Source organism: Streptomyces sp. GESEQ-35, assembly GCF_017948485.1.
GTDB lineage: Bacteria > Actinomycetota > Actinomycetes > Streptomycetales > Streptomycetaceae > Streptomyces.
Window position 1 is genome coordinate 38,786 of sequence record NZ_JAFFSX010000029.1, and the last position, 21,301, is coordinate 60,086.

A 21,301-nucleotide genomic window follows, 5' to 3' on the forward strand; every position below is an offset into this window, starting at 1 on the left:
TTGGGCAGCGGTGCACGCCCCGGTCCGTGGTGGTGGACCGGGGCACTTGTCGCGAGCGTCAGCTGGTCGCTCGGGCGGCGTCCACTATGAGGTCGGCGACGACCTTGGGGTGACTGATCATCACGACGTGGGACGAGCGCGGGACTTCGACGATCTTGCGCGCGTTCGCACGGCTGTACATCCAGCGCTCGCACGCCGGCGGGATCGCCTTGTCCTGGCCGGCGACCAGCCCCCACGACGGGATCGTTTTCCAAGCCGCGGCCGTGGTCGGGAAGATGAAGGAATCGGCGTCGAACGGCCGCTGCGTGGCCTGAAGCACCCGGAAGTCAGCGGTAGGTATGTCGGTGGCGAAGGCCGCCTGGCCGTCCTTGCTCAGGTACAGATCGATTCCGGTCGTGCCGTCGGCCTTCGTGTACGGGACCGGCACGCTCACCGGCTCGACCTCGCTGCCGGGGAACTTGGTGATGAGTTCCCCCTGCGTCTCGCCCACGTCGGGCACGAACGCCGCGATGTAGACCAACGCCTTGACGTTGGCCTTCCCGGCAGCGGCATTCGTGATGACCGTTCCGCCCATGGAGTGCGCGACCAGCACGACCGGCCCGCTGATGGAGTCCAGCAGGCTCCCGATGTACGGGGCGTCGGTCGGAATACCTCGCAGCGGGTTCGACCCACAGACCGTGGTGTAGCCCTTGTCCTGCAACTTCTCGATGGTGGCGTTCCAGCAGGACGAATCGGCGTAGCCGCCATGCACCAAGACGATCGTGGGCTTCACCTTCTGCTGCTCCTCACCGGTACCGGTCGGGGCCGTCGCCGCGCCGGCCGTTCCTTCTGAGCCGGCAATCAGCGCCGCCGACCCGGCAAGCGCCGCTCCGGCGGCCAGTACGTGACGTCGGGAAACATCGGTCCTCATGGGACTCCTCAGTTCGGCCCGGTCGGCGGGCTCAGCCGCCCACGGGGCGGCTTGATCGGTGTACGCCATGGAGGCTATGAGGAGTGCTTTGCGGTGGCATCGGCAGTGTGACCTAGATTTCGGGCAAACCGGGTCGACGACATCCCTCGGAGACATGAAAGAGGCGGGGTCCGGAAACCCCGCCCGCACACCACGAAACCCCAGCTCAGGGCCAAACCAAGCAATAAGGCTGATGCCCCGCCTCATGCAACCGATGGCTGAAGTCCTGCCACTCATGCAGCAGTTGGTACACGTTGAACGCGTCCCGAGGCCCGCCCCGGTCCGGCACCGTGGACCAGATGAACGCCGCCGCGCCGACCGCTTCCTCGCCGATGCCCCGTAGGGGATCGACGACCGTCATCGGGAGCTTGACCACCGCGTAGTCGGGATGCAGGACGACCAGCTCAAGCGGCGGCACCTTGTTGAGGGGGACGCCCTCGATGCCGGTGAGGACCATCGCGGCCATCGTTTCCGGCTTGATCTTGGTGAACATGCCGTTCATGCCGAGCTCGTCGCCGCCGAGTTCTTCGGGGCGCATCGAGATCGGGACGCGGGCCGCGGTCGCGCCGTCAGGTGCGCCGAAGTACTTGTACGTCACCCCCACCCGACCACCATTCCTGCTCCCCGCCCGCCGCTCGTGCCCCTCGGGCTCCATCTGTCCACCCTGAGTCTGCCGTGATTCAGCCGCTTCCTCCGCGTCGCGCCGGTGCCTTCCCCGCCGGGCACGTCGAGGACCCAGGTCATCAGTCCCCTCGCCCAGTCCGCCACCGCGATGCATATCTCCACCCGACTGCTTTTCTAGGACGCGTGGCCCCCGCCGCGCAACCCGATCATCGTGTCAGTGACCTCCCCCACGGCCGCCCGCCGAAACGTGCGTTGAAACACCTGTCCGCAGGATCTTCGCAGCCCCTGAACAAGCCTTGCCACAGCATGGCCGGTGAGGGCTCCCGTATGAATACGTACGGGATCCGGCATGGGCTTGTGTGTGTCAGGTCTCAGTTTCGCAGACGGCTGGACGGGTGGGGGCCGTCGCCCGGTTCTCCCGCCGCCTACCCTTGGGAAGTCACTGGCAACCGGAGACCGAGAAGCCCAAGAACCCGGAGAAGGTCGGAGAAGTCGCAGGACATGAGCGAACTGCCTTATTCATACGATGCGCCTGTCTCGCAGGCTCTGTTCGACCGTGCGGCCGCCGTCACGCCCGGCGGCGTGAACTCCCCGGTCCGCGCCTTCCGGGCGGTGGGCGGGACACCTCGCTTCATGGTGTCCGGCAGCGGGCCCTACCTCACCGACGCCGACGGCCGCGAGTACGTCGACCTGGTCTGTTCCTGGGGACCCATGATCCTCGGGCACTCCCACCCCGAGGTCATCGCCGCCGTCCGGGACGCCGTCTCCCGCGGTACGTCCTTCGGTGCCCCCGGCGAGGGCGAGGTCGCGCTCGCCGAGGAGATGGTCGCCCGGATCGAGCCCCTGGAGCAGGTGCGGCTCGTCTCCAGCGGGACCGAGGCCACCATGTCGGCCATCCGGCTCGCCCGCGGGTTCACGCGACGCACCAAGGTGATCAAGTTCGCCGGGTGTTACCACGGTCACGTCGACTCGCTCCTCGCTGCCGCGGGAAGTGGCGTGGCCACCTTCGCCCTGCCCGACACCCCCGGCGTCACCGGCGCCCAGGCCGGCGACACCATCGTGCTGCCGTACAACGACCTCGAGGCCGTGCAGGAGGCCTTCCACCGGCACCCCGGCGAGATCGCCTGTGTGATCACCGAGGCCTCGCCCGGCAACATGGGGGTGGTGCCTCCGGGGCCCGGGTTCAACCAGGGACTGAAGAACGCCTGCCGGGAGAACGGCGCCCTCTTCATCTCCGACGAGGTCATGACCGGCTTCCGGACCAGCAGGGCCGGCTGGTACGGCATCGACGGCGTCAAGCCCGACCTCATGACCTTCGGCAAGGTCATGGGCGGAGGCTTCCCCGCCGCCGCCTTCGGGGGGCGGGAGGACGTGATGGCCCACCTCGCGCCCGCCGGGCCCGTCTACCAGGCCGGCACCCTCTCCGGGAACCCGATCGCCACCGCCGCCGGGCTCGCCCAGCTGCGTCTCCTCGACGACGCCGCGTACGACACCGTCGACGCCGTCTCGGCGCAGATCCAGGGCCTGGTCACCGAGGCGCTCACCAAGGAAGGCGTTGCGCACCGGCTACAGACCGCCTCCAACATGTTCTCCGTCTTCTTCACGGACCGGACGGTGCGTGACTACGAGGACGCCAAGAAGCAGGAGTCCTTCCGCTTCACCGCGTTCTTCCACTCGCTGCTGGCGAACGGCGTCTATCTGCCGCCGTCGTCCTTCGAGTCGTGGTTCGTGTCCACGGCCCATGACGAACGTGCCGTGCAGCGGATCGCCGACGCTCTCCCGGCGGCGGCCCGAGCGGCGGCGGAGGCCCAGGCATGAGCAACCCCGACATCACCGTCGTACACGTCATGCGGCACGGCGAGGTCGCCAACCCGGACGGGGTGCTGTACGGGCGGCTGCCCGGCTACCACCTGTCGGAGCTCGGGCGGCAGATGGCCGACCGGGTCGCCGAGCACCTCGCCCCCCGCGACATCACCTACGTCTGCTCCTCCCCGCTGGAGCGCGCACAGGAGACGGCCACGCCGATCGCCAAAGCGCACGGCCTCGACCTCGCCACCGACGAGCGGCTCATCGAGGCCGACAACGTCTTCCAGGGCAAGACCTTCGGTGTCGGCGACGGGGCGCTGCGCCGGCCCGAGAACTGGAAGCACCTCGTCAATCCGTTCAAGCCGTCCTGGGGCGAGCCCTACGTCGACCAGGTCGTACGGATGATGGGGGCGCTGGACGCCGCCAAGGACGCCGCCCGTGGGCACGAGGCCGTGCTGGTCAGCCATCAGCTGCCGGTCTGGATCGTGCGGTCGTACGTCGAGCGGCGGCGGCTGTGGCACGACCCGCGCAAGCGGCAGTGCACGCTCGCGTCCCTGACGACCTTCACGTACCAGGACGACCGGATCGTCTCCGTCGGCTACACCGAGCCTGCGCGTGATCTTGTGCCGGCACATCTCCTTGCAGGAGCCAAGCCGGTTAAGGGCAAGGACAAGGCCTTCGGCGCGTAGCGCTCCGCGGGTTGTGCGGGGGTTTTGCCGGTAGTTGTTCGGCTGCCTGGCCGGTGGGGGTTGTTCGCGCAGTTCCCCGCGCCCCTAAAGGCCTGTTGTTGCGCCGTTGTTGCAATTGTTCCGGAATGCTGGCAATTATCCGGAACCTCCCCCTTCCTCGCGTCCTCTGACTGGGTGACCACCAGAGAACGTGATGATCGGGGACGCAATGCGCACTCTCACCCGAAGGGGAGCACTCGGACTCGGCGCCGGTGCCGCGGCCGCCGCCGGACTGGCCGGCTGCGGCACCTTCACCCCGTCAGAGGGGTCGACGGGCGTCGGAGGTTCCGGGAAGAGCCCTTCAGGCAAGCCGACGGCCACCGCGCGGCCGATCGGCGACGGCTCGACCTCCTTCACCGGCAAGCAGCCCCACCAGCCGTCGAAGCCCGAGCCGTTGGAGCCCGGCCAGACCCCGCCGCAGTTCGTCATCTTCTCCTGGGACGGGGCAGGGGAAGTCGGCAACGGCCTCTTTCCGCGCTTCCTCGAACTCGCGAAGCAGCACGAGGCGCACATGACCTTCTTCCTCTCCGGGCTGTATCTGCTGCCCGAGAGCAAGAAGCGGCTCTACGACCCCCCGAACAACGCGCGTGGCGCCTCCGACATCGGCTACCTCACCGACGAGCACATCAAGGAGACGCTGAAGAACGTCCGGCAGGCCTGGCTCGACGGGCACGAGATCGGCACCCACTTCAACGGCCACTTCTGCTCCGGCTACGGCACGGTCGGCAACTGGACGCCGCAGCAGTGGAAGAGCGAGATCCAGCAGGCGAAGGCGTTCGTGAAGGAGTGGCGGACCAACACCGGGTGGACCGACATGCCCGCCCTGCCCTTCGACTACGAGAAGGAGCTCGTCGGCGGTCGCACGCCCTGTCTCCTCGGCCAGGACAACCTGCTGCCCGTGGCCCGTGAACTCGGCTGGCGCTACGACGCCTCCTCGCCCGGCGGCCGTCAGGTCTGGCCGGAGAAGAAGCAGGGCATATGGGACCTGCCGCTTCAGCAGATACCTTTCCCCGGACATTCGTTCGAGGTCCTGTCCATGGACTACAACATGCTCGCCAACCAGTCGATCAACTCGACCAACGCGCCCTCGTACAACTACCCGGGGTGGCAGCAGCAGTCGGCGCAGGCGTACATATCCGGATTCAAGCGGTCGTACGAGACAAATCGCGCACCCTTCTTCATCGGCAACCACTTCGAGCAATGGAACGGCGGGATCTACATGGACGCCGTGGAAGAAGCGCTGAAGTACATCGCGCGCGAGAAGGAGAAGGGCGAGGACGTACGGCTGGTCTCCTTCAGGCAGTTCGTGGACTGGATGGACGTACAGACGCCGGCCGTCCTCGACAAGCTGCGCACCCTCGACGTCGGACAGGCGCCCGCCGCGGGGTGGAAGCAGCTCTGAAATGGGAGTTTCCGCCCGGAAGGGGGGTGCGCAAGATCCCCGGAACGGACATGCGAAACTTTTCACATGAGTGCCGCCCGCCGCGCCCCCCTGACCCTCACCGGTGCCGCCGTCGCCGCGTTGCTGCTGTCCGCCTGCGGCTCCGGAGGGACCTCCGGCGGAGGCGGCAACACCAACTTCGTCATGGGCGAGGACGGCGTCTCGACCGTGCAGCAGGGCGAGCGGGCCGCGGCCCCCGACCTGTCCGGCGGCACCATCGACGGCAAGCAGCTCGACGTCGCCTCGTACAAGGGCAAGGTCGTCGTGCTGAACGTGTGGGGTTCCTGGTGTGCCCCGTGCCGCGCCGAGGCGCCGGGCTTCGAGAAGGTCTACAAGGACCTCAAGGGCCAGGGCGTGCAGTTCGTCGGCATCAACACCCGTGACACCAGCACCAAGAACGCCCTCGCCTTCGAGAAGCAGTACGGCGTCACCTACCCCAGCCTGTACGACCCCACGGGCAAGCTGATGCTCCGCTTCGAGAAGGGCACGCTCAACCCGCAGGCGATCCCCTCCACGCTCGTCCTCGACCGGGACGGCAAGATCGCGGCCCGTTCGCTGGCCGCGCTCAGCGAGGACAAGCTGCGCAAGATGCTCAACCCGGTCCTCGCGGAGAAGTGACGTGACCGGAGTGTCCACGCTGGCCGCGACGGGCGTCAACGGCACCGTGCTCAACGGCGCCCTGCTGATCGCCCTGCCCATCGCGCTGCTCGGCGGCCTCGTCTCCTTCTTCTCCCCGTGCGTCCTGCCACTCGTCCCCGGCTATCTGTCGTACGTCACCGGAGTCGCCGGCACCGACCTGGCCGAGGCCCGGCGCGGGCGGATGGTCGCCGGCGCCTCATTGTTCGTGCTGGGCTTCACCGCCGTGTTCGTCTCCAGCGGCGCGCTGTTCGGGTACTTCGGCGCCGACCTCCAGGAACAGCACGGCTGGCTGAACAAGGTGCTCGGCGTGCTCATGATCGCCATGGGCGTCTTCTTCATGGGCCTGATGCCCTGGCTGACCCAGCGCGAGTTCCGCTTCCACAAGCGGCCGGTGACCGGGCTCGTCGGCGCCCCCTTCCTCGGCGCGCTGTTCGGCATCGGCTGGACGCCGTGCATCGGCCCGACCCTCGCCTCGGTGATCGCGCTCTCCTCCCAGCAGGGCAGCGCGGGCCGCGGGGCCATACTGACCGTCGCGTACTGCCTGGGCCTCGGCGTGCCCTTCGTCCTGGCGGCGATCGCCTTCCGCAAGGCGCTCGGCGCCTTCGGCTGGGTCAAGCGCCACTATGTCTGGGTGATGCGGATCGGCGGCACCATGATGATCGCGACCGGTCTGCTGCTGCTGACCGGCGCCTGGGACAGTCTCGTGTCGGAGATGCAGAACTGGTCCAACGGCTTCACTGTGGGGATCTGATCGATGAGCAAGACGACCACCTCCGACGCGACCCCGGCCGAGGCCGAGGACCGGGACCTGAGCGCCGCCGGCTCCCAGCTCTCCACCGCCCCCAAGGAAGAGCTGCCGGGCCTGCCCTCCCTGGGCGTCATCGGCTGGGCCCGCTGGTTCTGGCGCCAGCTCACCTCCATGCGGGTCGCCCTGCTCCTCCTCCTGCTGCTGGCGCTGGGCGCGATCCCCGGCTCGCTGATCCCGCAGAGCGGAACCGACGCCACCAAGGTCGCCGACTTCCGCGACCGGCACGACATCCTCGCGCCGGTCTACGACAAGCTCGGCCTCTTCCACGTCTACAGCTCGGTGTGGTTCTCCGCCATCTACATCCTGCTGTTCGTCTCCCTCGTCGGCTGCATCGTGCCCCGGACCTGGCAGTTCGTCGGCCAGCTGCGCGGCCGTCCGCCGGGCGCGCCCAAGCGGCTGACCCGGCTGCCCGCGTACACGACCTGGCGAACTCGGGCCGAGCCGGAGCAGGTGCGCGAGGCCGCGCTCGCGCTGCTGAAGAAGCGGCGCTTCAGGGCCCACCCCGCCGGTGACGCGGTCGCCGCCGAGAAGGGCTATCTGCGCGAGGTCGGCAACCTCGCCTTCCATATCGCGCTGATCGTGATGCTGATCGCCTTCGCCTTCGGCCAGCTGTTCAAGACCGAGGGCAACAAGCTGGTCGTCGAGGGCGACGGCTTCTCCAACACCCTCACCCAGTACGACGACTTCAAGTCCGGCACCCTCTTCGACACCGACGACCTGGCGCCGTTCAGCTTCAACCTGAAGAACTTCACCGGCACCTACGAGGCCTCCGGCCCCAACAAGGGCACCCCGCGCATCTACCAGGCGGACATCAGCTACAGCGAAGGCGCCTACGGCAAGGAGACGAAGACCAGGGTCAAGGTCAACGAACCGCTGGAGATCGGCGACTCGAAGGTCTACCTCACCGCCCATGGCTACGCGCCCGTCGTCACCGTCCGGGACGGCAAGGGCGACGTCGTCTACAGCGACGCCGTACCCCTGCTGCCGCTCGACTCCAACGTCACCTCCTCCGGCGTGATCAAGGTCTACGACGGCTACAAGAACGCCAAGGGCGTCAGCGAACAGCTCGGCTTCCAGGCCTTCTTCCTGCCCTCCTACGTCAAGGGCAACGAGGTCTCCTCCACCTTCCCGGCCCTGCTCAACCCGGTCCTGAACCTGGAGCCCTACCACGGCGACCTCGGCGTCAACTCGGGCATCCCGCAGAGCGTGTACCAGCTCGACAAGTCCCATATGAAGAACTTCAAGGACTCCAAGGGCGCGCAGCTGCGGGAGAACCTGAAGCCCGGCGAGACCATGAAGCTCCCGAACGGCGCCGGCTCGGTCACCTACGAGGGCACCAAGGAGTGGGCGAACTTCCAGGTCACGCAGCAGCCCGCCAGCGGCTGGGCGCTCGCCGGTGCCATCACCGCTATCTTCGGTCTCGCCGCCTCCCTGTTCATCCAGCGCCGTCGCGTCTGGGTGCGCGCTACGCGCAGCGCGGATGGGGTGACGGTCGTGGAAATGGCCGGCCTCGGCCGCAGCGAGTCCGCCAAGGTGCCCGAGGAACTCGGTGATCTGGCCGGGATCCTGTACGACCAGGCGCCGGGGGCCCCCGACCCTGACGACGACTCCGATGACCCCTCCACATCCCCCGACCCCCAAGTCGTACCTGCCGAAGGGGCTGAGCAGTGACTCTCGCCGCCGCCACCAACGAAAACCTCGCGAACCTCAGCAACACGCTGATCTACTCCGCGATGGCCGTCTACACCCTGGCCTTCTTCGCGTACATCGCCGAATGGCTGCTCGGCAGCCGCAGCAGGGTCGGCCGGACCGCCGCCGCGCTCACCGGGCAGAAGACCGCGGCGAAGGCTCCGGCCGTCACCGTGAAGAACGCGGGTGGCACCGCCGTACTGGAGCGGCCGAAGGTCGTCGTGCGGGCCGCGGCCGGTGCGCGTGACGTGCCCGACGGGCCCGGGGCGCACGGCGGGGACGAGCAGGGCGACCTCTACGGGCGTATCGCCATCTCCCTCACCGTCCTCGCGTTCCTGATCGAGTTCGCCGGGGTGCTCTCCCGTGCTCTGTCGGTGCAGCGGGCGCCGTGGGGCAACATGTACGAGTTCAACCTCACCTTCTCGACGGTCGCCGTCGGGGTGTACCTCGCACTGCTCGCGCTGAAGAAGAACATCCGCTGGCTCGGGCTCTTCCTGATCACCACGGTCCTCCTCGACCTCGGCCTCGCCGTCACTGTCTTGTACACCGCCAGCGACCAGTTGGTTCCCGCCCTTCACTCGTACTGGCTGTACATCCACGTCTCGACGGCGATCTTCTGCGGCGCGGTCTTCTACGTCGGCGCGGTCGCCACGATCCTGTACCTGTTCAAGGACTCGTACGAGAACAAGCTCGCCACCGGCGGCACGCCCGGCCGCTTCGCGACCTCCGTCCTGGAACGGCTGCCCGCCTCGGCGTCCCTCGACAAGTTCTCCTACCGCGTCAACGCGGCCGTCTTCCCCCTCTGGACGTTCACGATCATCGCGGGCGCCATCTGGGCGGGCGACGCCTGGGGCCGCTACTGGGGCTGGGACCCCAAGGAGACCTGGTCCTTCATCACCTGGGTCGCCTACGCGTGCTACCTGCACGCGCGCGCCACGGCCGGCTGGAAGGGCCGCAAGGCCGCCTACCTGGCCCTTGTCGCGTTCGGCTGCTGGCTGTTCAACTACTACGGCGTCAACATCTTCGTCTCCGGCAAGCACTCCTACGCCGGCGTGTGACACGCCTACGGTGAAGGCCGGTTCCTGTGACGCGAGTCACGGAACCGGCCTTCGTCGTACGGACAGGTAGAGAGACGTGGATACGAATCTACGGAAACGCATCCGTGCGGGGGACCACGACGCCTTCGGCGACCTCTTCGACGCGTACGCACGCTCCGTCTACAACCATGCCTTCCGGCTCACGGGGGAGTGGAGCACGGCCGAGGACGTCGTCTCGCTGACCTTCCTGGACGCCTGGCGGCTGCGCGACCGGCTCGACGAGGAGGGCGGCTCCCTGCGGCCCTGGCTGCTAGGCATCGCCACCAACGTCACCCGCAACACCCGCCGCGCCGCCCGAAGACACACGGCGGCCGTCGCCCGGCTGCCGCCCCCGGAGACGGTCCGCGACTTCGCCGACGAGGTCGCGGGCCGACTGGACGACGCGGCGCAACTGGCCGTCGTACAGACCGCGTTGGCGAAGCTTCGGCGGGCCGAGCGTGAGGTGCTGGCGCTGTGCGCGTGGTCCGGGCTGGGCTACGAGGCGGCGGCCGAGGCGCTCGGGGTGCCCGTCGGGACCGTACGGTCCCGGCTCTCGCGTGCGCGGACAAAACTCGCGAAATATATGGAACTGCCTTACGCGCACGGACAGATGACAGGTGACCGCACCACCGCGGTCGGGCCCATCAGGGAGGGAGACCGATGAACCAGCTTCCCGAACTTCCGGAACGGGATCTTCCGCCGGGCCGTCACCGACTCCTCAAGGAGCATCTGATGACCGAGATCCGGCAGGCGGACGAGGCCCCCGCACGCAGGTCGTGGCTGCGCCCCGCGCTCGTGGCGGGAGCCGTCGCGGCCGTCAGCGCCGTGACCCTGACGATCGCCGTGCCGTCCGACGAGCAGCGGCCCGCGCCGGCCGCCTCGCAGAACGCCACCGGGCGCGCCGGGGAGGCGACGGCGCCGACGATCCGCGACGACCAGTTCGTGTACATCAGGAGCAAGGTCAGCTGGACCGGGTACGACATGGGCAAGAAGACCGCGACCATCGAGCCGCTGCGCGAGCGTGAGGTGTGGCTGTCGGTGGACGGCAGCAAGAAGGGCGAGGCGAACGACCCCTACCGCGGCCTCGAGCACCAGCTCCTGGAAGCCGACGCCGAGTCCCTCACCGCCTACCGCAACCTCCAGAAGCTGCCGACCGACCCCGACAAGATGTACGACTGGCTGAACCGCGAGAGCCAGGGCGGCAGCAGCAAGGAAGCGGCCAGTTTCGCCCTGGTCGGAGACCTTGTCCACGAGTCGCTGATCCCCCCGGCGCAGGCCGCCGCCCTCTACCGTGCGGCCGCCAGGATCCCCGGCGTTTTCGTGATCGACGACGCGGTGGACGCCGCCGGACGGCACGGTGTGGCGGTCGCCCGCATCGACGAAGGGCAGCGCCAAGAGCTGATCTTCGACAAGGAGACGAAGGAATTCCTCGGCGAGCGGCAGGTGGCTGTGGAGGACGGCTCCATGGGCATCAAGAAGGGTGACGTCACCTCCCGCACCGCCGTCCTGGAGCGGACGGTCGTCGACAAGCGGGGCGAGCGCTCCTAACCACGTGCGGAACCCCTCTCCGAGGGTCAGGCTGGTGTCATGAGCGGTTCCATCGAGCAGGGCGCCGGCCGGACCCGCGGGAGCACGCACATACTCCACTTCCTGGTGCGGATCCCGAGGCCCATGGAGACGGTCTGGCCCGCCCTGGCCACCGCGGACGGCCTCGCCACCTGGTTCACCCCGGCCGACGTCCTCGAACCCCACCTGGGCGGCGCGGTCACCCTCCACGGCATCGGCTCCGGGCGGATCACCGCCTGGGACGTGGAGCGGATCGCCGAGTACACGGTGGAGGGCGGCGCGCGCCTCAGGTTCCACCTGGAACGCGACGGCGACAACGCGAGCGCTCTCCGCTTCACCCACGAGTTCCGGGGCGGGCAGGAGTCGGAGCAGCGGTGGCGGGCCCGGTTCGAGCGGCTGATCGAGAACCTCAGTCGACCGTGATCGAGTCCAGCTTCTCCCGCAGATACACATGCGAGTCGACCGGCCCGTACGCCACTCGTCCCACCGGTGCCGGTACGGACTCCACGAGCGTGCCCGGGGTGCACTCGCCGAAGTAGACGAGGGACATCAGCTCCTCGGCGGGCGTGTCGGCGGGCGGCGGCAGGACGCGGTGGCGGCCGGAGCGCCAGCGGTCGCCGGTCCAACGGGCCATCAGGTCACCGATGTTGATGGTGAACGCGTCGGGGTCGAAGGGGGCGTCCTCCCAGCCGCCCTCGTCCGTCCAGACCTGGAGCCCGCCCTTGCCGGCCTGCCGGTCGAGGATCGTCACCGTCCCGAAGTCGGTGTGCGGGCCGATCCGGAACTGGCCGGGTTCGGGCTCGCCGACGACCTCGGTCCCCGGGTACCAGTTGATGTTGAAGCCGTACGTCGGGTGGTCCATGTGCCGGGAGAAGAAGTCGGGTTCGAGGCCGAGGGCGTCACCGAGGAGGGAGAGGAGCGCCTTCTCCAAGTCCGCCATCCGCGCCAGATACTCCTCGCACAGTTTCTGGAGTTCGGGCACTTCCGCCGGCCACACGTTCGGCGCGTACCACTCCGCGTTGATCTCCGGGTCCTCGAATGGCTCGTGCGTCGCGAAGGTGAGCGACTCCTTCAGGTCCGGCGGGGTCTCGGTCCCCTCCGAGTACCCGTTGGCCTCCGCTCCCGGCCCGAGCCAGCCACGCCCGCCGACCTTCACGGCGTAGGCCTGCTTGACGTCGACGGGCAGCGCGAAGAACGCCTTCGCGGCCACCCGGATCCGGGAGCGCAGTTCCGGGTCCACATCGTGCCCGGTGACGAGGAGGAACCCGGCGGTCTGTAGCGCCTCGTCGACGGTGCGGGCGATCCGCGCCCGGACCTCCGGGTCGCCGTCGAACCAGGGCTTCAGGTCGATCGTGGGGATACGGGGCTCAGACACCGATGTCCTCATTCCACAGGGCCGGATTGTTCTTGATGAAGTCGCGCATCATCTCGACGCACTCGGGATCGTCAAGGAGCACGATCTCGATGCCGTGTTCGGCCAGCCAGTCGTGGCCGCCGTGAAAGGTGGTCGCCTCGCCGATCACCACCCGTGAGATGCCGAACTGCCGGACCAGACCCGAGCAGTACCAGCAGGGCGAGAGGGTCGTCACCATTGTGGTGCCGCGATACGACCGCTGCCGTCCCGCGGCGCGGAACGCGGCCGTCTCCGCGTGCATGGACGGATCGTCGTCCTGGACGCGCCGGTTGTGGCCGCGCCCGAGGAGGGTGCCGTCGGCGCCGTAGAGCGCGGCGCCGATCGGGATGCCGCCCTCGGCGAGCCCGGCGCGTGCCTCGTCGATCGCGGTGGTGAGCCAGGTGCGTGCCTGTGCCTGATCCATGGGTCCACTCTGCTGGCGCGGAAACACCAGGGCAACGTGCGGAAAGTACTCTCCGGGCAGCCCGCAGCCGGACGGAATGTCAGCGCCCTGGAGGTTCCCGTGCCCGCACTCACCCTCCGTGAAGTCCTGGCCCTCGACCCGGTCCGCGCGGCCGAGCCCGAGCTGCTGGCCGGCGCGGGCGCGCTGGACCGCCCGGTGCGCTGGGTGCACTCCAGCGAGGTCTACGAGGGCGCGAACTTCCTAGACGGCGGCGAGCTGCTGCTGACCAACGGCTTCGGACTGACGGACGCCGACGACGGGGTCCGCCGGCGGTATGTGCGCGAGCTGGCGGCACGCGATGCGGCCGGGCTGGCCGTGGAGGTGGGCCGCTCCCTGCCGATCATGCCTCCCGAGGTGATCGACGAGGCGGGCCGCGTGGGCCTGCCGCTGCTGGCGCTGCACCGGGTCGTGCCCTTCGTACGGATCACGGAGGCCGCGAACCGGGCGATCGTGGCGCGGGGTCTGTCGGGCCGGCATTCGGTCGTACGGCCGTGGGGTGACGACCACACCGCCGCGCTGCTGGCCGATCTGGCCGACCGGGCGGCGTTGAACCAGCCGGAAGTGGAGGCGCGGGCCGCCCTCGCCGGATTCCACCCGGGCCCGGGATCCCGCCTGATCGGCGTCTCCGTGCACGGCACGCGCGAGACGGGCGCCGTGGACCGGGCGGTACGGCTGCTGGGCGGGGCGGGCGTGCTGCGGGCCGCCTTCCCCGGGGACGTACTGGCGTTGCTGGCCCTGCCTGCGCAGTCCCGCCCGGGCAGCGCACGGGACCCGGTGCGGGCGGTCCAGGAAGCGTTCCGTACGGCAGCCGACAACGGCCTGACGGTGGCGGTCGGCCACGCGGTCGGCCACTCGGTCGCCGCCGGCAGCGGCTGGCTGCGCTGGAGCGACACGCTGCGGGCGGCCCGTACGACGCTGGAACTGGCGCTGACGGTCCCGGCCGCGGAGCCGGGAGTACCCGAGGGCCCGCTCGTCACCTCCTCCCGCGCCCTCGCCCTGGAACGGGAGCTGACGCGGGGCGGCGTGGACGCCAACCGGGAACGGCTCGCGGGCATGGTCCAGCACGCACTCGGCCCCCTGCTCGCCTGGGAGGCGGCCCACCCGAGCGACCTCGTACGCACCCTGGAGGTCCACCTGCGCCACGGCTGCTCACCCACGCGCACGGCTGCACTGCTGCACATCGGCCGGCAGTCGCTGTACCAGCGCCTGGAGCGGATCGAGTCCCTGCTCGGCCTGGAGATCGACGATCCGGATCTGCTGGGTGAGCTGCTGGCGGCGGCTTGTGCGCATCGGGTGGTGCGGGGGATGGGGGCGGCGGCTTCGGGGGATGGACTGCGGACGGTTGCGTGAGCCCAGGGGATCAGGGGATCACGGGCGGGTGTGCAGCAGGAGCCGGGCGGTGGCCCTCTGAATGTGGGTGCCGGACCTCGGCGAGTTTGGCCAGTGTCTCGGCGATGCCCGGCAGGAGGTCGGCCGGGATGTGGTCGAGGACCCGGCGCCGGGCGCTGGCGAGGTGGGCGGGCTGAGCCGCGTGCATGGCCCGTAGTCCGGCATCGGTGAGGACGGCTTCACTGCCGCGTGCGTCCAGGGTGTGGCGTTCCTTGCGCACCAGGTCGTGGCGGGACAGGCCTTCGATGATGCGGGTGATGCGCGGCGGGGTGACGCCGGAGGCCTCCGCGAGCGCGGACATGCGCATACGGCGGTCGGGCGCCTCGCTCAGCAGCAGCAGGACGGCGAACTCGGTCATGGTCACGCCGGTGCGGGCCATGTCCTGCTCCAGAGCGCGCGGCAGGGAGTGGACGAGACGTCCCAGGCTCTGCCACAGCAGAAGCTCATCAGCAGTCAGTGGATCACTGGTGGGACTGGTGTCAGCGGCGGTGGGCTCCATGCGACCACTGTATTTGACTAGTTAAGCAAGCAGTGTGATGCTTGCTTAACTAATTAAGTATGAGGTGATCGTATGTCTCCCCGAGCATCCGCACCGGGCGGATTCGAGCACGCTGTCGCCGATGTCGGCGGGGTCCGACTCCACTACGTGGCCGGCGGGTCCGGGCCAGCCGTCGTCCTCGTGCACGGCTGGCCGTTCAGCTGGATCGAGTGGCGGGCGCTGATGCCCTTGCTCGCGGCAAGAGGCTTCACGGTCATCGCGCCCGACCTGCGAGGATCCGGCGACTCACAGATCCCGGCCGGCCACTGGACCAAGCGCGAGGAGGCCGAGGACCTGCACCGCCTGCTGAGGCACCTGCGCCACGACCGGGCTTTCGTGGTCGGCACCGACGTCGGCGCGATGACCGCCCACGCCTGGGCCCAGAGCCATCCCGACGACGTGGTCCGGCTGGTGCTCAGTGAGACGTTCCTGCCCGGCTACGGCCTGGAGGAACACATGAACCCCGCCACCGGCGGCTCGTGGCACTTCGGCTTCCACGCCCAGAGCGACCTGGCCGCCATGCTCACCGCCGGCAAGGAGGAGCAATACCTGTCCGGCTTCTGGTCGATGATGACCGGCGGCGGCATCACCGCCGCCGACCGCGCCGACCTGCTGCGCGCCCACACCCGCCCCGACGCGATGCGCGGCGGCTTCGAGCACTACGCCACCCTCGTCCAGGACGGACAGGCGGCCCGCACCGGCGGCCGCCTGGCCATGCCCGTCCTCGTCCTGAACGGTGAGCACGGCCTGCCCCAGAACGTCCTCCTGGAGGGCGCCCGCGCAGCCGCGGCCGACGTGCGCCACGACACCGTCCCCGGGGCCGCGCACACCTTCGCGGCCGACAACCCGGCCTGGACGGCCGACCGGCTCGCCCGGTTCTTCACCACCACTCCCGCAGCCTGACCCGCGAAACACCACGACACAGCACACGGAGTACTCCCCATGCAGATCCTCGTCATCGGCGCCACCGGCTACGCCGGCCGCCGCGTCTCAGCCGCTCTGGCCCGCGCCGGGCACACCGTCCTGGGCCTGGCGCGCGACACCTCCGCCCCCGCCGCCCGCGCTCTCACCGTGGACGAAGTCACCCCCGTCGAAGGGGACTTCGCCAAGCCGGAGACCTGGCGCGGACACCTCGACTCCACCGACGCGGTCGTCCACCTGCTGATGGACATGAGCGACCCCGTCGGCGGTGACCAGTCCCTGTTCGCCGAGCTGCTCGCCGCCCAGGAGCGTGACGGCCGCCGCCGCCACCTGGTGTTCACCACCGGCATCTCCTCCTACGGCCGCACCGGCCTGCCCCTCATGGACGAGAACACCCCCGGAAACCCCGAGAGCCCCATCGGCTTCCGCTTCGCGCTGGAGAAGGAACTGGCCGCCTCCGGCCTCGCCCACACCGTGGTCCGTCCCGGGTTCATGTACGGAGGCCCCGCGAGCACCTCCATGACCGGCCAGTGGTTCGCCGCCGCCGAGGCGGGCAGTCCCGTCTTCTACGGCGACACCGCCAAGCGCTGGAGCTGGGTGCACGTCGACGACCTCGCCGACGCCTACGTCCGCATCCTCGACAACCCCGCCGCCGTCGACGGGGAGACCTTCGTCATCGCCGACGACCAGCGGCTGGCCGCCCTGGACATGCAGCGCACCGCCGTACGAGCCGCCGGATACACCGGCGAGATCGCCCTGGAGAGCGCCGAGGTGGGCGGCATGATGCAACTGGCTGCCGACCAGGACGAGTTGGTGACCAGCGCCAAGGCCCACCGCCTCCTGGGCTGGACCCCCCGCCACACCTCCTTCACCGACGATCCCACCCGCCACTACCACGCCTGGAAGGCCGCCCGACCCGCCGCATGACACTCCGCCGGGTGCGGGTAACGCGTTCGGCGGCCCGCACTCCGGTACCCGTCTCTCCCACCGCACTGGCACGGCGGTAGCCGAATTCACCTGAACCCTTCCCCCCCTTCCCCCGTCTACGTACTGACGAAAGGGACGGAGGGGGACATGAAGAACCGAACGTGGATCGCAGCCGCCATCGGTACCGCCGCCGTGATGGTCGCCGTCAGCCTGTGGGCAGACGCGTCGCGGACAGGGCATACCGACGGCGGCCTCAAGGCCGGCCCTGCCGGTGCCAAGGGCACGTCACCGTCCGGTGCGGTGACCGATTGCACCGGCACCCGACCCCCCGGCAGCCTCCCCGGCTTCCCGGGCGTCCCCGAAGGCAGTTCCGACGACACCCCGCTGTACCGGACGCTTGCCTACATCGATCTGGATGCCAAGCGCCGGTACTCCGCCGCCTTCACCGGGCTGTCCATCGACGAGCCCCACCGGACCCTGAAGGTCTGGCGCATCCCCTCCGCCGCCCTCGACGCCGACCTCTGCGGTGCCGCCGAGAAGGGCGTGAAGATCCGGCTGTACGACACCGACGTCAACCGCAAGACCCTCGACGCCCTCGCGGACCGGATCAGCGAGGACATGCACCGCTGGGACGGCACCTTCCAGATGCGTGAAGTCGGTGTGCAGGAGGAGGGGTTCGTTGGCATCGGCGTCGACGATCCCGCGAAGGCCGAACCGATCCTGAAGGAGGCCTACGGGGAGAGGTACCTCAAGGTCGGGCACGTGGAGCAGGCGCAGGACGCCGGGTGAGTCCGGCAGCGGGCGCCGGGGCGGGTCGAACAGCCGCACAGGGTACGGGGTTTCGATGTAGGCGTTCGGTGCTGCGCTTATGCTGAGCGTGCCCGCACAGGTCACAGGAGTCACCAGAGCCACAGGGCTCATACGGTCACCCTGGCCACCGGGCATGCGTGAACGTACCTGGAGGGGATTGTGGCAGCGCTGGAGCCCGACGACCCGGCCTCCGTGGGCGACTACCGGTTGCTGAGCCGACTCGGCGCGGGCGGCATGGGCCGGGTGTACCTCGGCCGGTCCCCCGGCGGGCGGCTCGTCGCGGTCAAGGTGGTGCACGCCGAACTGGTCCGCCGGCCGGAGTTCCGGTCCCGTTTCCGCCGGGAGGTGCGGGCGGCCCGGCTGGTCAGCGGGGCCTTCACCGCACCGGTGATCGACGCCGACCCGGACGCGACCCAGCCGTGGCTGGTCACCAGCTACATCGCCGGGCCGTCACTGGCGCAGCGGGTCGCCGAGAACGGTCCGATGTCCCCGGAGGCCGTGCTGGGCCTGGCGGCCGGGCTGGCCGAGGCGCTGCTGTCGATCCACTCCGTGAACCTCGTCCACCGCGACCTCAAGCCCTCCAACGTGCTGCTCGCCGAGGACGGCCCGAGAGTCATCGACTTCGGGATCGTCCGCACCATCGAGGCCGACTCGATCACCAGCACCGGCAGCATGGCCGGCTCGCCGGGATTCATGTCCCCCGAGCAGGTCAGCGGCGACGAGGTGGCGCCGGCCAGCGACGTCTTCTGCCTCGGCGCGGTCCTCGCCTTCGCGGCGACCGGCGGCAACCCCTTCGGCGGCGGCCCGACCCCCGCCCTGCTGTACCGCGTCGTCCACAACGAACCCGACGTCCAGGCGATCGCCGACCCCGCCCTGCGGTCCCTGATCAGCGCATGCCTGACCAAGGACCCCGCGGGCCGTCCCACACCGCGCGAGATACTCGCCCGCGTGGGCCCGGCGGGCGGCGAGGACATCGTTGCCATGTCGCGCGCCGCCCAGTGGCAGTCGGCTCCCGCATCGGGGGCGGCCCCGCTCCCGCACCCGGCCGTTCATGACGCATCGGCGCACCCGGCCGCCCATGAGGCGGGTACGCCCCCGGTCGCCCCCACCCCGGCCACCCGGCCGCACCCGCGCACCCCCACCCAGCCCGACCCGGACCATCCGGCCACGCAGTCGGACTCGGCCGGCGCCCCGCCCTCTCTCAGTGAGCCGCACCAGCAGACCGCCTTCTCCACCCCCGCCGCACCGCCCCGCGCCCGCAACCGCCGCGCCTTCCTCCTCTCCGGCGCCGGTGTGCTCGCCGCGACCGGGACCGGCGCCGGTTTCTGGCTCAACCGGTCCGCACGGGACGACGCGGCGGACAAGGAACGGGCCGGCACCGACGGTACGGGCGCGGCGGGCGGTGCCTCGCCCGCACCGTCCGCCACGCCCCGCCGCCCCCAGCCCGTCGGCGTATGGCGGCTCGGCGAAGCCTCGGGGAACGTCGTCAGAGCCACCGTCGGCGGCCGCAACGGCACGGCGACCGACGTCCGTTGGAACGCGGGCAAGGACGGTGCCGCCGCATTCGACGGGTCCAGCAGCCAGGTCGTCATCGACGGCCCCGTGCTACAGACCGGCCCCGGCCGCAGCTTCACGGTCGCGGCCTGGGTCTGCCTGCCCGCCGAACCGGACTCCTTCGCCACCGCCGTCAGCCAGGCGGCCGCCTCCGACAGCGGCTTCTACCTTCAGTACTCGGGCGCCGAGAAGCGCTGGGCCTTCGCCCGCCCCGGCCTGTGGGCGGTCGGATACACCGTGCCCGCCATGAACACCTGGACGCATCTGGCCGGCGTCTGCGACGGCCCCGCCCGCAAGCTGCGGCTGTACGTCAACGGCGTCCAGGAAGCGGCGATCGACGACACCAACCCGACCGTCTCCACCGGCCCTCTGCTGATCGGCCGGGCGCAGTACCAAGGCCGGCCCAGCGGCTTCTTCCCCGGATCCATCAAGGACGTCCGCGTCTTCGGCCAGGCCCTCACCGCCGCCCGGATCAAGACCCTGCCGTGACCGGCGGCTCCGTCTCCACCTGAGCCTTGGCCCGCAGTACCCGGTACAGCCCCGCGCTCACCACGAACCCGACCAGACACGTGATGTCGCCGAAGGACGGCCACTGCTCCGGCACCCAGCCCACGAACTTCTCCTGGTTGGAGAACAACGGCACGGACACCGCGATGCCGGTCAACAGGGCGGCGATACCGGGCCAGTTGGCGAAGGTACGGTCACTCAGGCGGCGGGACAGCACCGGGTCCGGCGTACGGGCCTGGAGCCACCGCTCCACCAGGACCACCCCCAGCCACGGACCCACCCAGTAGGCGATCACCAGCAGGAACGCCTCGTACGCATGCCCCGCGTCCGCGAGCGACGCCCACGCCGCCGCCGTACCCGCGAGACCGCACAGCACGACGATCGCGCCGCGGCCGAGCCACGTGGGCAGCTTCAGGCCCAGCGAGGTGATCGACATGGCGGAGGAGTAGACGTTCAGGGCGTTGGCGGAGACCGCGCCGAGGATGATGGCGAGCAGGACCAAGTTGCTGAGCCAGCCCGGGAGATGGCCCGTGAAGGCGGCTGTCGGGGTGGCGTCCTCGGGGGCGACGATCGTCGCCGATGCCGCGCCGATCACCGAGACCACCGCGACGGAGACGAAGAGGCCGACGGCCGGGTACAGGGCCGTCCGGAAGCGGTTCGCCGTGCGCGGGAGGTAGCGGGAGTAGTCGGAGGCGCCCGGGTTCCAGCCCGCCGCGTAGCCCCAGGCCGCGCTGAAGGCGAGCAGGAAGCCGCCGATGCCGCCGGCCGCGTCGGGGGCGCCGAGGTCCGCCTCCTTGAAGGTCCACACCCCGGCCAGCAGGAAGATCACCGCGAGGGCCGGGAACGCGTACCTCTCGAAGGCATGGACGAAGTTGTGGCCGATGAAGCCGATCACGATCTCGGCCGCCACCACCAGCAGGAGGGAGGGGAGCGGACGTAGACCGGTCAGCGTGTTGAGCGCGAAGGCCGCGCTCACGCTGTTCACCGCGAACCAGCCGACACCCGCGACCAGCGCGTTCACCCCGGAGGGCAGCAGATTCCCCTTGAACCCGAAGGCGAAGCGGCCGATCGCCATCTGCGGGACCCCGAACCGCGGGCCGTCCAGGGACAGGATCCCGTGGGTCAGCGCCCCGAGTGCCGTGCCCAGCAGCAGGGCCGCCGTCGCCTGCCAGAAGTTCAGGCCGAAGAAGAGGACCGAGATCACGCCGATGTAGACGGTCGCGAACTCGATGTTCGGAGACGCCCACGTCCACAGCAACTGGAGCGGACTGCCGTGCCGTTCGGCGTCGGGGATGGGTTCCGAGCCCGCCGTCTCGACGGCGATGACCTTGTCACCGTATTCGGGGGCGATCGTGCCGGCGGAGTCGGCGGGAGCTGTCGTCATGCGTGACAAGTGTCCGGCCCGCACGCACCCCGGCCCAGGGGCGCATTGTCCGCTTCGGGGGGCTCGGAGGCGTACAGCCTGTCAGTCGC

General features: G+C 69.9%; 21 protein-coding genes. 15 read left to right on the forward strand and 6 right to left on the reverse strand.

What is annotated here, in order from left to right:
- Positions 1 to 58 precede the first annotated feature (58 nt).
- Both KCH87_RS39325 and KCH87_RS39330 read right to left on the reverse strand, forming a co-directional pair.
- A complete protein-coding gene (locus KCH87_RS39325) occupies positions 59 to 910 on the reverse strand; it encodes an alpha/beta hydrolase (RefSeq protein WP_210592685.1) in 852 nt (283 codons plus the stop codon).
- Between the two features lie 205 nt (positions 911 to 1,115).
- Positions 1,116 to 1,727 (reverse strand): hypothetical protein, encoded by a 612-nt coding sequence (locus KCH87_RS39330; protein WP_210592686.1) that lies wholly within the window; start codon positions 1,725 to 1,727, stop codon positions 1,116 to 1,118.
- Positions 1,728 to 2,074: 347 nt separating this feature from the next.
- Between KCH87_RS39330 and hemL the strand changes: the two genes are divergently transcribed.
- From hemL to KCH87_RS39380, 10 genes are all read left to right on the forward strand, one after another.
- Positions 2,075 to 3,391: a glutamate-1-semialdehyde 2,1-aminomutase gene (hemL, locus tag KCH87_RS39335; protein WP_210592687.1), complete on the forward strand. Its 1,317-nt coding sequence runs from the start codon at positions 2,075 to 2,077 to the stop codon at positions 3,389 to 3,391.
- Positions 3,388 to 4,068: a histidine phosphatase family protein gene (locus tag KCH87_RS39340; protein ID WP_210592688.1), complete on the forward strand. Its 681-nt coding sequence runs from the start codon at positions 3,388 to 3,390 to the stop codon at positions 4,066 to 4,068. The genes hemL and KCH87_RS39340 overlap by 4 nt, the downstream gene beginning before the upstream one ends.
- A 208-nt stretch (positions 4,069 to 4,276) precedes the next feature.
- The gene (locus KCH87_RS39345) at positions 4,277 to 5,509 is read left to right on the forward strand and encodes a hypothetical protein (protein WP_210592689.1); all 1,233 of its coding nucleotides are present in this window, start codon (positions 4,277 to 4,279) and stop codon (positions 5,507 to 5,509) included.
- 66 nt (positions 5,510 to 5,575) lie between these two features.
- Positions 5,576 to 6,166: a TlpA disulfide reductase family protein gene (locus tag KCH87_RS39350; protein ID WP_210592690.1), complete on the forward strand. Its 591-nt coding sequence runs from the start codon at positions 5,576 to 5,578 to the stop codon at positions 6,164 to 6,166.
- Position 6,167: 1 nt separating this feature from the next.
- Entirely contained in the window at positions 6,168 to 6,938 is a 771-nt protein-coding gene (locus KCH87_RS39355; protein ID WP_210592691.1) for a cytochrome c biogenesis protein CcdA, read from the forward strand.
- Positions 6,939 to 6,941: 3 nt separating this feature from the next.
- Entirely contained in the window at positions 6,942 to 8,666 is a 1,725-nt protein-coding gene (locus KCH87_RS39360; RefSeq protein ID WP_210592692.1) for a cytochrome c biogenesis protein ResB, read from the forward strand.
- A complete protein-coding gene (ccsB, locus tag KCH87_RS39365; protein ID WP_210592693.1) occupies positions 8,663 to 9,742 on the forward strand; it encodes a c-type cytochrome biogenesis protein CcsB in 1,080 nt (359 codons plus the stop codon). The genes KCH87_RS39360 and ccsB overlap by 4 nt, the downstream gene beginning before the upstream one ends.
- 76 nt (positions 9,743 to 9,818) lie before the next feature.
- Positions 9,819 to 10,424 carry an RNA polymerase sigma factor gene (locus tag KCH87_RS39370; protein ID WP_210592694.1) on the forward strand — a complete coding sequence of 202 codons (606 nt, stop codon included), beginning with the start codon at positions 9,819 to 9,821 and terminating at the stop codon, positions 10,422 to 10,424.
- Entirely contained in the window at positions 10,421 to 11,308 is an 888-nt protein-coding gene (locus KCH87_RS39375; RefSeq protein WP_210592695.1) for a CU044_5270 family protein, read from the forward strand. The genes KCH87_RS39370 and KCH87_RS39375 overlap by 4 nt, the downstream gene beginning before the upstream one ends.
- Positions 11,309 to 11,347: 39 nt before the next feature.
- Positions 11,348 to 11,749, forward strand: a complete 402-nt coding sequence (locus KCH87_RS39380) for an SRPBCC family protein (RefSeq protein WP_210592696.1) — start codon at positions 11,348 to 11,350, stop codon at positions 11,747 to 11,749.
- On the opposite strand, the gene KCH87_RS39385 is transcribed toward KCH87_RS39380, so the two are convergent.
- Complete coding sequence (locus tag KCH87_RS39385) at positions 11,736 to 12,713, reverse strand: isopenicillin N synthase family oxygenase (protein WP_210592697.1); 978 nt, start codon at positions 12,711 to 12,713, stop codon at positions 11,736 to 11,738. The genes KCH87_RS39380 and KCH87_RS39385 overlap by 14 nt on opposite strands.
- A complete protein-coding gene (locus KCH87_RS39390; RefSeq protein ID WP_210592698.1) occupies positions 12,694 to 13,143 on the reverse strand; it encodes a nucleoside deaminase in 450 nt (149 codons plus the stop codon). The genes KCH87_RS39385 and KCH87_RS39390 overlap by 20 nt, the downstream gene beginning before the upstream one ends.
- Positions 13,144 to 13,242: 99 nt before the next feature.
- Here KCH87_RS39390 and KCH87_RS39395 point away from each other — a divergent pair, with 99 nt between their 5' ends.
- Positions 13,243 to 14,532, forward strand: a complete 1,290-nt coding sequence (locus KCH87_RS39395) for a PucR family transcriptional regulator (protein WP_210592699.1) — start codon at positions 13,243 to 13,245, stop codon at positions 14,530 to 14,532.
- A 10-nt stretch (positions 14,533 to 14,542) separates the two neighbouring features.
- On the opposite strand, the gene KCH87_RS39400 is transcribed toward KCH87_RS39395, so the two are convergent.
- A complete protein-coding gene (locus tag KCH87_RS39400; RefSeq protein WP_210592700.1) occupies positions 14,543 to 15,070 on the reverse strand; it encodes a MarR family winged helix-turn-helix transcriptional regulator in 528 nt (175 codons plus the stop codon).
- A 72-nt stretch (positions 15,071 to 15,142) separates the two neighbouring features.
- On the opposite strand from KCH87_RS39400, the gene KCH87_RS39405 reads away from it, so the two are divergent.
- From KCH87_RS39405 to KCH87_RS39420, 4 genes are all read left to right on the forward strand, one after another.
- Entirely contained in the window at positions 15,143 to 16,012 is an 870-nt protein-coding gene (locus KCH87_RS39405) for an alpha/beta fold hydrolase (RefSeq protein ID WP_210592701.1), read from the forward strand.
- Between the two features lie 39 nt (positions 16,013 to 16,051).
- Entirely contained in the window at positions 16,052 to 16,957 is a 906-nt protein-coding gene (locus KCH87_RS39410; RefSeq protein WP_210592702.1) for an NAD(P)-dependent oxidoreductase, read from the forward strand.
- A 147-nt stretch (positions 16,958 to 17,104) separates the two neighbouring features.
- Positions 17,105 to 17,746, forward strand: coding sequence for a hypothetical protein (locus KCH87_RS39415; protein WP_210592703.1), 642 nt, complete (start codon positions 17,105 to 17,107; stop codon positions 17,744 to 17,746).
- Positions 17,747 to 17,926: 180 nt separating this feature from the next.
- Entirely contained in the window at positions 17,927 to 19,810 is a 1,884-nt protein-coding gene (locus tag KCH87_RS39420; protein ID WP_210592704.1) for a LamG-like jellyroll fold domain-containing protein, read from the forward strand.
- Here KCH87_RS39420 and KCH87_RS39425 read toward each other — a convergent pair.
- Positions 19,794 to 21,212 (reverse strand): cytosine permease, encoded by a 1,419-nt coding sequence (locus tag KCH87_RS39425; protein ID WP_210592705.1) that lies wholly within the window; start codon positions 21,210 to 21,212, stop codon positions 19,794 to 19,796. The two genes, KCH87_RS39420 and KCH87_RS39425, sit on opposite strands and share 17 nt — an antisense overlap.
- Positions 21,213 to 21,301 lie beyond the last annotated feature (89 nt).

What these genes read in the sequence shown, in the direction of transcription:
- KCH87_RS39325 (WP_210592685.1), bottom strand. Translation starts at nt 910, where the DNA reads ATGAGGACCGATGTTTCCCGACGTCACGTACTGGCCGCCGGAGCGGCG.
- KCH87_RS39330 (WP_210592686.1), bottom strand. Translation starts at nt 1,727, where the DNA reads ATGCATCGCGGTGGCGGACTGGGCGAGGGGACTGATGACCTGGGTCCT.
- hemL (WP_210592687.1), top strand. Translation starts at nt 2,075, where the DNA reads ATGAGCGAACTGCCTTATTCATACGATGCGCCTGTCTCGCAGGCTCTG.
- KCH87_RS39340 (WP_210592688.1), top strand. Translation starts at nt 3,388, where the DNA reads ATGAGCAACCCCGACATCACCGTCGTACACGTCATGCGGCACGGCGAG.
- KCH87_RS39345 (WP_210592689.1), top strand. Translation starts at nt 4,277, where the DNA reads ATGCGCACTCTCACCCGAAGGGGAGCACTCGGACTCGGCGCCGGTGCC.
- KCH87_RS39350 (WP_210592690.1), top strand. Translation starts at nt 5,576, where the DNA reads ATGAGTGCCGCCCGCCGCGCCCCCCTGACCCTCACCGGTGCCGCCGTC.
- KCH87_RS39360 (WP_210592692.1), top strand. Translation starts at nt 6,942, where the DNA reads ATGAGCAAGACGACCACCTCCGACGCGACCCCGGCCGAGGCCGAGGAC.
- KCH87_RS39375 (WP_210592695.1), top strand. Translation starts at nt 10,421, where the DNA reads ATGAACCAGCTTCCCGAACTTCCGGAACGGGATCTTCCGCCGGGCCGT.
- KCH87_RS39380 (WP_210592696.1), top strand. Translation starts at nt 11,348, where the DNA reads ATGAGCGGTTCCATCGAGCAGGGCGCCGGCCGGACCCGCGGGAGCACG.
- KCH87_RS39385 (WP_210592697.1), bottom strand. Translation starts at nt 12,713, where the DNA reads ATGAGGACATCGGTGTCTGAGCCCCGTATCCCCACGATCGACCTGAAG.
- KCH87_RS39390 (WP_210592698.1), bottom strand. Translation starts at nt 13,143, where the DNA reads ATGGATCAGGCACAGGCACGCACCTGGCTCACCACCGCGATCGACGAG.
- KCH87_RS39400 (WP_210592700.1), bottom strand. Translation starts at nt 15,070, where the DNA reads ATGGAGCCCACCGCCGCTGACACCAGTCCCACCAGTGATCCACTGACT.
- KCH87_RS39405 (WP_210592701.1), top strand. Translation starts at nt 15,143, where the DNA reads ATGTCTCCCCGAGCATCCGCACCGGGCGGATTCGAGCACGCTGTCGCC.
- KCH87_RS39410 (WP_210592702.1), top strand. Translation starts at nt 16,052, where the DNA reads ATGCAGATCCTCGTCATCGGCGCCACCGGCTACGCCGGCCGCCGCGTC.
- KCH87_RS39415 (WP_210592703.1), top strand. Translation starts at nt 17,105, where the DNA reads ATGAAGAACCGAACGTGGATCGCAGCCGCCATCGGTACCGCCGCCGTG.
- KCH87_RS39425 (WP_210592705.1), bottom strand. Translation starts at nt 21,212, where the DNA reads ATGACGACAGCTCCCGCCGACTCCGCCGGCACGATCGCCCCCGAATAC.